We start from the raw sequence: 9254 nt of genomic DNA on the forward strand, positions 1-9254 counted from the left end.
CAGAAGAAAAGCCAAAGCTATAATAAGACTATCCCTTGTAATTTAGTGTCATGAATACTATCTCTAATTTATCCGGCTACCAAATCCTAGAACAAATCTATGCAGGAACCCGTACTCTAGTCTATAGAGCTATGCGCAACAGTGATCAAAAACCTGTTGTGATTAAAATTCTGCGCGATGAGTACCCTAATTTTTATGATTTAGTACAGTTTCGGAATCAATACACTATTAGCAAAAACCTAAATCACCCCGGTCTAGTTCAACCCTTAGCCCTAGAAGTCCATCAAAACACCTATCCTCTGATTATTTATGCTCTCATTATGGAAGACGACGGCGATATTTGCTTAGTCGATTACATTAAAAATCAAAAAAAAACAAGTGAAAAACATAAAACTTTACCCTTAGTAGACTTTTTAAATATTGCCATCCAATTAGCTGAAATTCTTCAGTACCTTTATCAAAATAGAATTATCCATAAAGATATTAAACCCGCCAATATTTTAATCAACCCTGAAACCCATCAAATTAAACTAATTGACTTTAGTATTGCTTCGCTATTACCCCGAGAAACCCAAGAAATCGAAAATGCTCATGGCTTAGAGGGAACACTGGCTTATATTTCTCCAGAACAAACCGGACGCATGAACCGGGCGATAGATTATCGGAGTGATTTTTATTCCTTGGGTGTCACCTTTTATGAATTACTCACTGGAAAATTACCCTTTACCTCAGACGATATGATGGAATTAGTCCATTTCCATCTAGCCCGAAACCCCAAACCTTTGGATCAAGTCAACCCACAAATTCCCTCAATTTTAGCTAAAATTGTCCATAAATTAATGGCCAAAAATGCCGAAAATCGTTATCAAAGTGCCTTGGGACTTAAATATGATTTAGAACAGTGTTTAACCCAACTAACTGAAACCTGCTCTATTACAGAATTCCCCCTAGGACAGCGCGATATTTGCGATCGCTTTCTCATCCCAGAAACCCTCTATGGTCGTGAAACCGAGGTTCAGAAACTCCTCACAACCTTTGAACGAGTCAGCACCGGAGCCAGTGAAATGATGCTCGTCGCCGGTTTTTCTGGCATAGGTAAAACCGCCGTAATCAACGAAGTCCATAAACCCATTGTACGCCAACGGGGATACTTTATTCAAGGCAAATATGACCAATTTAATCGCCATATTCCCTTTTCTGCCCTTGTGCAAGCTTTTCAGGACTTAATCGGACAATTACTATCAGAATCAGATCAACAAATTGAACAGTGGAAAATTCACATCCTCCAAGCTGTCGGAGAAAACGGACAACTGCTCATTGATGTCATTCCCGAACTAGAAAAAATCATCGGTCAACAACCTCCCGTTGTAGAATTATCCGGCACCCCTGCCCAAAACCGCTTTAACCTTCTGCTGCAAAAATTTCTACAAGTTTTTACCCATCCAGAACATCCCCTCGTCCTCTTTTTAGATGACCTACAATGGATAGATTCCGCCTCTCTAAACTTATTACCAACCCTGTTAGATAACTCCAACTACTTACTCCTTTTAGGCGCATATCGGGACAATGAAGTATCTCCCATTCATCCCCTCATGCTCACCCTAGAAAAAATTGTCGAAAATCAAGTTAATTTGACCACCATTACCCTCGCACCTTTAAGCGAACAAAATATTAATCAATTAGTCACCGATACCCTAAACTGTAACCCGGCTCTAGCTCAACCGTTAAGTAAATTAATCTACAAAAAGACCCAAGGTAATCCTTTCTTTGCGACCCAATTTCTCAAAGCCCTCCATGAGGATAATTTAATCACATTCAACTGGGAAATCAACCATTGGCAATGTGATCTTGCTCAAGTTGAAGCCTTAGCCATCACCAATGATGTCGTCGAGTTTATGGCTCTGCAACTTCAAAAGCTACCCCTAGAAACCCAAAATAGCCTAAAGCTCGCCGCTTGTATTGGCGCAGAATTTGACTTACAAACCCTTGCCATTGTCAGTCAAACCTCCCCACAACTTGCAGCAATAAATCTCTGGGAAGCCTTACAAACTGGGTTAGTTATCCCCACCAATAAAATCTATAAATTCTTTACACAATTAAGCCCCAACGAAGTTGTACAAGCTTCCGCTAACCCCACTTACCGCTTTCTTCATGACCGAATTCAACAAGCCAGTTATTCACTAATTCCCGATCATGAAAAACCCGTCACTCATCTACAAATTGGGCAACTTTTAGAGCAAAACTTATCAGATCCAGAAAAACAAGAACGACTGTTTGATTTAGTCGGTCATTTTAACCTTGCTCGTGACTTAATCACCGATCCCCAGCAACGAGAACATCTCGCACGATTAAACCTAGCCGCCGGACAAAAAGCCCGACATTCCACTGCCTACAGTACCGCCCGGAAGTTCATTGACACTGGACGACAATTATTACCTGAGAACAGTTGGCAAAAGCAGTATAAACTGACCTTAACTCTTCATATTGCTGCCGCAGAAGCTGCTTATTTAAATGGGGATTTTGAGGGAATGAAACTCGAAGTCAACCAAGTATTAGAACAGGCTCAAAATATCCTCGATCAGGTCAAAATCTATGAGATCCAAATTAAAGCAATGGTTGCCCAGAGTCAAATGTTAGAGGCGATCGCACTCGGAGAACAAGCCCTCGCACAACTAGGAGTAGAATTTTCCGCCCAAGCCCATGAAACCGTCATCCACAACACCCTGCAAACCGTTGCCAGCCAACTAGAAGGGCGAGAAATTGAAGAATTAGTCAACTTGCCGATAATGAGTGATCCCCTCACCATTGCCGCCATGGAAATTTTAGCCATCCTCTTCGCCCCCATTTTCCTCGCGAATCCCGCCCTTTTACCCCTTCTTTGCGGCACAATGGTTAAGCTTTCCCTTCAGTTTGGAAATGCCCCCATTTCCACCATTGGTTACGCGATGTATGGCATGGTATTATCCGCCTTTTTAGGACAAGTTACCCAAGGCTATCGTTTTGGAAGAGTCGCCCTGATCCTACTCCATGATTTTAATGCCCGAGAATTTAAATGTCTCACCCTGTTATTGTTTGGCACCTTTTTACAACATCGCCAAGAACCTTTACGCGCTGCCATTCTAACCTTAAAAGAAGGGTATTTAGCCGCCATGGAAACCGGAGACTTTCTCTATGCAGGCTATAACATTTTTAACTCCTTCTATGATAGTTTCTTTGCTGGAATTCGCCTAGATGATTGGGCAGCTGACATGGAGAACTATTGTGTTGTGTTAACCCAAGTTAAACAACAATCTCCCCTCACCTATTTAAGAATTCAACAACAGCTAGTTTATAATTGCCAAGAACTTGTAGAGCAGCCCGATGTATTACGGGGAGCAAGCTATGATGAAACAGTGATGCTTGCCAAACATCACCAAGATAACGAACTCACAGCCTTAGCCGTTGTTTATGTGTACAAACTGATTTTAGCTTATCTATTTGGCAACCTTAACCACGCTCAACAATATATTAACCAAGCCCAGCAATATTTAATGGCAGTCGGGGGAACTGTCTACATTCCCGTATTTCATTTTTATGCCGCCTTAACCTCTCTTACCTTGTGTTATGAACTCCCAGAAACTGAACAAGCCGAACAGCTTAAAATCGCGCTTTCCCATCAAGCCATATTAGCAGAATGGGCAAACTATGCCCCCATGAATTATCAACATAAATGGGATTTAGTCGAAGCCGAAAAATGCCGAATTTTGGGGCAAAAACGAGCAGCCATAGAATTATACGATCAAGCCATTGCCGGGGCAAAAACCAACCAATATATACAGGAAGAAGCATTAGCCCATGAACTAGCGGCCCAGTTTTATTTAGCGTGGGGAAAAGAAAAAGTCGCCGCCGGATATATGCAGGATGCTTATTATTGTTATGCTCGATGGGGTGCAAAAGCCAAAGTTTTAGAGTTAGAACGGCATTATGTCCAACTGCTTAAACCGATTGTCTATAAATCAGATATCGCCGATTCTTTAACTGAAACCATCCTCGGACAAACTCTTACCGGAACCAGTACCTCTAGCCATATTTCTCAAGTGCTAGATTTAACCACGTTAATTCGAGCCTCTCAAGCTGTTACCAGTAAAATTGACTTAGATCAATTGCGTGTTAGCTTATTAGAAATTATGTTAGTTAATGCCGGAGCGAGTAAATCTATTTTGCTGTTAAAAGAGCAAGAAGCCCTGCAAGTTGTGGCTAAATTAGAAGCCGGAACAGATCCCCAGCAATTAGATCCCATTCCTTTAGCATTAACTCAGGATCTCCCGACTACAGTAGTCTATAAAGTGCGACGAAGTTTAGAATCTGTAGTCCTTGATGATGCCTGTAGAAACAGCGAATTCATGGCTGATCCTTATATCCAAAACCATCAGCCGAAAAGTATTTTGTGTAGCCCTATTCTCCATCAAGGGCGCTTAATTGGAGTCTTGTATTTAGAAAATAATCTCAGTGTGGGGGCTTTTACAAGCCATCGCTTAGAATTACTCAAATTTCTCTGTTCTCAAGCTGCTGTTGCCTTAGAAAACAGCCGATTATATCAAGAATCTCAACAATATGCTCAACAACTTGAACAATCCTTAGAACAACTCCAAATTAGTGAGGCACGCTATCGTTATCTAGCCACAGCTACCTCTCAGATTATCTGGTTAGCCAGTCCCGAAGGGGTAAACCTTGATACCGTCCACTGGGCAGCCTATACTGGGCAAACACCGGAAGAAGTCCAAGGCACTGGATGGCTGAATGCCTTGCACCCCGATGATCTCGCCCATACCATAGAAGTCTGGCAGGAAGCCGTCAGAACGAAGAGCCTCTATAAAACAGAGTACCGCATTCGGGGGGCTGATGGGATCTACCGTTACTTTGCCGTGCAAGGGGTACCAATTTTGGCAGAAGATGGCAACGTAAAGGAATGGATTGGCACTTGTATTGATATCGATGCTCGTCGTCGCGCTGAAAATGAATTGCGTCGTAAATCTGAGGAATTAGAACAAACTTTACAAGAATTGCAAGCGATGCAATTACAATTAGTCCAGAATGAAAAAATGTCTGCTCTAGGTAATCTAGTAGCTGGGATAGCTCATGAAATTAATAATCCAGTTGGGTTTTTAAAGGGGAATATTAAACCCGCCTTAGAGTATGTTGAAGACTTATTTAATTTAATTGATTTGTATCAAGCTAAATATCCAGAACCGGATCTGGATATTCTCGAAGAAATCGAGCGCATAGATTTTGAGTTTGTCCGGGAAGATTTGCCCCAACTGGTTTCGTCGATGGGGGAAGGAATTAAGCGCATTCAAGAGATTAGTCACAGTTTGAGAACCTTTTCTCGGGCGGATAAAGATTATCCGGTTGCTTGCAACATTCATGATGGTATAAATAGCACCCTAATGATTTTAAAACATCGTCTCAAAGCAACCCAAAATCATCCAGAAATTAAAATTATTAAGGACTATGGTGAGTTACCGCGTATTAAATGCTATGCCGGGCAACTGAATCAAGTGTTTATGAATATTTTAAGTAATGCTGTGGATGCTGTGGAAGAGTCTAATCTGGGAAAAGCTTATGGAGAAATTGACAATCAAATTGTGATTAAAACTCAAGTTTTGCCAGAGCAAAAACAAGTGCAAATTTCTATCACTGATAATGGGGTAGGGATGCCTCCCCAAATAAAAGCTAAGGTGTTTGAGGATTTATTTACTACTAAAGAAGTGGGCAAAGGGACAGGTTTAGGTTTAGCGATTGCCCGCCAAATTGTGGTAGAAAAACATGATGGTCAAATTCAGGTGAATTCTGAACAAGGAGTAGGCACTGAATTTGTGATTACTTTACCCCTCCTTTAAGACCACAGCACAACTTGCTACAAAACGCAATATTTTTAATGTTATTTTCAGGTTTGAAATGGGGCAAAACTTTCACCCGGCTTGGTCTAGAAGGAAGGGATCCAGTCAAGGTACAATCAGGGAGCAGGAACAGTGGGGTAGGATGCGATCGCACAGAATTTACTCGAAACTCTGGCTCGGCTTCTGTTTGCCCCAGTCTAACCTGTTGGAATTGCTCGCTAATGAGGCTTAAGTGTGTTAAATCCAGGTCAACAATTATATCGCAAACTCTGTCAAGAACTTGCACAAACAGACTTCTTTAAACCCGACTTAGGGCATCATATCCGCCGCTTAATGCTGTATGGTGGATTGCATCTCATTTCCTTTTGGGGAGTCTTTCATTTTGCCCACAGTGGATGGCGTTGGATCGCATTGTTGGGTTTAGCATTAAGTAATCTGCAATTTTACTTTTTTGCCCATGATGCAGGCCATTATTCTCTCTCCAAGCGCAAGATCATTAATTTCCTCGTAGGGGAATTCAGTATGAGTTTCTTGGGGGGGGGAAGTTTCCACTTCTGGCAACATAAACATAACCTCCATCATCGTTACTGTAACGAAGAAAAAAATGATCCCGACGTAGAGGCATTATTTGTCAAATTCTACGCGGATGATACGACTGAAAGACCGGGCTGGATTCGCTGGATCGTCAAGAATCAAGCGGTTTTAGTTTGGTTTTTAGCCATGTTCCATAATTTTGACTACTTACGACTTAGTTGGTTGTATATCGCTAAACATCCTAAACTTTGTCGGCGTGAAATGGTTCTCGCCCCCCTGCACTTTTGCGTTTATTTCTTCCTCCCTGCCGTGATATTAGGCTGGCAGATTGCGGTGGTGAATTACCTGTTTATCACGGCAGTAACGGGGATTTTATTGGTGAAACTGTTTGCCGTGAATCATATTGGGATGCCGACCGTTCCACCCAATCATAATTTATCCTTTTTAGAACAACAGGTCATTACCTCTCGAAATGTCTTAGTTCCCCGTTGGTTTGATGACTATTTTGGGGGATTAAATTATCAAATTGAACATCATTTATTCCCGTGGGTTCCCATTAGTCGCTATCGTGGGGCGAGTCCTGTGGTGAAAGCCTTTTGCCAACAACATGGCATTCCTTACCATGAGGAAAATTTATTCTCCGCTATGATGGGCGTAGAGCGTCATCTCGCACGCATGGCTGCTACGGAGAAATCAACATAAGACAAGGGGAAAAGAACAGTCCATCGGGAAATCCTACCTTAAACTCAGCGTTCAATTATCAATTATCAATTCTTGAGACTTGGCAGCAATCGGGTAAGGGAAACCAACCAAGGCAAGAGAGGAGACTCGTGCAACTCAAACAAGTCATCATCATCCACAAAGCGAGAAACCGGGATAGTGAAGTGTGGGCGGAAAAATGCGCCCGTCAGCTAGAACAACTGCACTGTCGGGTTTTAGTGGGCCCCAGTGGTCCAAAAGATAACCCCTACCCGGTGTTTTTGGCCTCGATTACCCAACCGATTGATTTAGCGATTGTGTTAGGGGGGGATGGGACTGCTTTGGCCGCAGCGCGTCATTTAGCGGCCGAAGGAATTCCTATTTTGGCGGTGAATGTGGGGGGAACATTAGGCTTTCTAACGGAGCCCTTTGAGGCGTTTCAAGACACGGAACAGGTTTGGGAACGGTTAATGGGCGATCGCTACGCCGTGCAAACCCGTATGATGTTACAGGCGAATATCCTCGAAGGAAGCCGCACTCATCCCGAAATTGTCAGCGATTCGGTGCTATGTTTAAACGAAATTTGCATCAAACCCGCCAGTATTGACCGAATGCCCACTACTGTGATTGAAATGGAAGTGGATGGGGAAGTCGTGGACCAATATCACGGGGATGGTTTAATTGTCGCCACCCCCACTGGCTCCACCTGTTACAATGCTTCGGCTAATGGTCCGATTATTCATCCGGGGATGGAAGCGATCGCCGTTACCCCCATTTGTCCCCTCAGTTTATCCAGTCGTCCCATTATCCTCCCCCCCGGTTCCGTCGTTCATGCTTGGCCCCTAGGAGATTACGAACTCAACACCAAATTATGGACCGATGGGGTCATTGGCACCCAAATCTGGCCCGGACAACGGGCTGAAGTACAGATGGCGCAATGTCACGCTAAATTTATTATCCTGCGGGAAAAACACTCCTTTTATCAAACCCTACGGGAGAAACTCCAATGGGCTGGAACAAGAGTTCCCCATAGTAATAATCATCATGCAACGTCAAAAAATATTAGTAATTAGACATCCCCCACTATGGAGCGCAAACTAGCACTGCACCATTAGTCTAGGAGGATTGTAGGAGATGTCTATTAAGTTTTAAAGCCCAAAAGTTATTGATTTAACTGACGGCGGAGTTCCTCTAATTCTGCGTCTACCACCTCCACATTTTGAGTCGTATTAGTTGCCGGAGTCGTGCCTTGGGGAAGTGCCTGTTGATCCGGTGCCGATCCGCCCAACATTTGAGCCTTCATCGCCGCCAGTTCATCATCAACATCACCGCCACTTTCCAAGGCTGCAAACTGACTTTCTAAATCCACACCCCCTAACTCGTGGGCCGCCTGAGAACGCGCTTCCAACTCCAGCACCTTCTCCTCCATCCGTTCAAACGCTCCCATCGCACTCCCTGTATTCATAGAGCTAATGGTGCTTTGGAGTTGTTCATTGGCCTTAGCCGCTTGAACTCGCGCTTTGAGCATATCTTTCTTCGTTTTGGCTTCAGAAATTTTGCTCTCTAGGGCGACTAAATTCCGCTTCAGGGTTTGAACTTGGGTGTTTTGAACCTCTAACTGTGATTTGAGTTGAGCCGCCGTGTCGCCGCTTGTTTTCTTCCTTTGCAACGCCTCGCGGGCTAACCCTTCATCCCCTTTTTGTAAGGCGAGTTGGGCGCGTTGTTGCCAAGTGTTAGCTTCGCTTTGGTTTTTGTTGTACTGTTGTTCCGTGCGTTTTTGGGTAGCGATCGCCCGGGCAACAGCTTGGCGTAGTTGAACCAAGTCTTCCTGCATATCCAGAATCGACTGTTCAAGGATTTTCTCAGGATCCTCAGCTTTACTCACCATGTCGTTGAGGTTAGCGCGAACCACTCTACCAATCCGGTCAAATAATCCCATAATCTATGACATTCCTCGCGAGGTGGACAAAACGATAAATAGTGATCTTGCTTATAATTCTAGTGTGCCATTATCTGGGGGAATTGACCAAGACCGATGGGAGGGTGTCGGATTTGGGAGTTAGGGGCATTAGTGAGCGGGGGAGCGGGGGAGCAGGGGAGCGGGGGAGCAGGGGAGCGGGGGAGCAGGGGAGCAGAGGAGCG

General features: G+C 43.8%; 4 protein-coding genes. 3 read left to right on the forward strand and 1 reads right to left on the reverse strand.

Annotated features, from left to right (window positions below):
- Positions 1-50: 50 nt before the first annotated feature.
- The 3 genes from K4A83_RS13490 to K4A83_RS13500 all read left to right on the forward strand — a co-directional run bounded on the left by K4A83_RS13490 (position 51) and on the right by K4A83_RS13500 (position 8185).
- Complete coding sequence (locus K4A83_RS13490) at positions 51-5879, forward strand: ATP-binding sensor histidine kinase (protein ID WP_265265114.1); 5829 nt, start codon at positions 51-53, stop codon at positions 5877-5879.
- A gap of 234 nt (positions 5880-6113) precedes the next feature.
- The gene (locus K4A83_RS13495; RefSeq protein ID WP_265265115.1) at positions 6114-7115 is read left to right on the forward strand and encodes a fatty acid desaturase family protein; all 1002 of its coding nucleotides are present in this window, start codon (positions 6114-6116) and stop codon (positions 7113-7115) included.
- 128 nt (positions 7116-7243) lie between these two features.
- Positions 7244-8185 carry an NAD(+) kinase gene (locus K4A83_RS13500; protein WP_265265116.1) on the forward strand — a complete coding sequence of 314 codons (942 nt, stop codon included), beginning with the start codon at positions 7244-7246 and terminating at the stop codon, positions 8183-8185.
- Between the two features lie 89 nt (positions 8186-8274).
- Here K4A83_RS13500 and K4A83_RS13505 read toward each other — a convergent pair whose 3' ends face one another.
- Positions 8275-9051, reverse strand: coding sequence for a PspA/IM30 family protein (locus tag K4A83_RS13505; RefSeq protein ID WP_265265117.1), 777 nt, complete (start codon positions 9049-9051; stop codon positions 8275-8277).
- Positions 9052-9254: the final 203 nt, after the last annotated feature.

It is taken from the genome of Spirulina subsalsa FACHB-351 (genome assembly GCF_026130165.1).
Taxonomy (GTDB): Bacteria; Cyanobacteriota; Cyanobacteriia; order Cyanobacteriales; family Spirulinaceae; genus Spirulina_A; species Spirulina_A subsalsa_A.

Bases quoted from the DNA above. Each gene is read 5' to 3' on its own strand.
- K4A83_RS13490 (WP_265265114.1), top strand. From the start codon at position 51: ATGAATACTATCTCTAATTTATCCGGCTACCAAATCCTAGAACAAATC.
- K4A83_RS13505 (WP_265265117.1), bottom strand. From the start codon at position 9,051: ATGGGATTATTTGACCGGATTGGTAGAGTGGTTCGCGCTAACCTCAAC.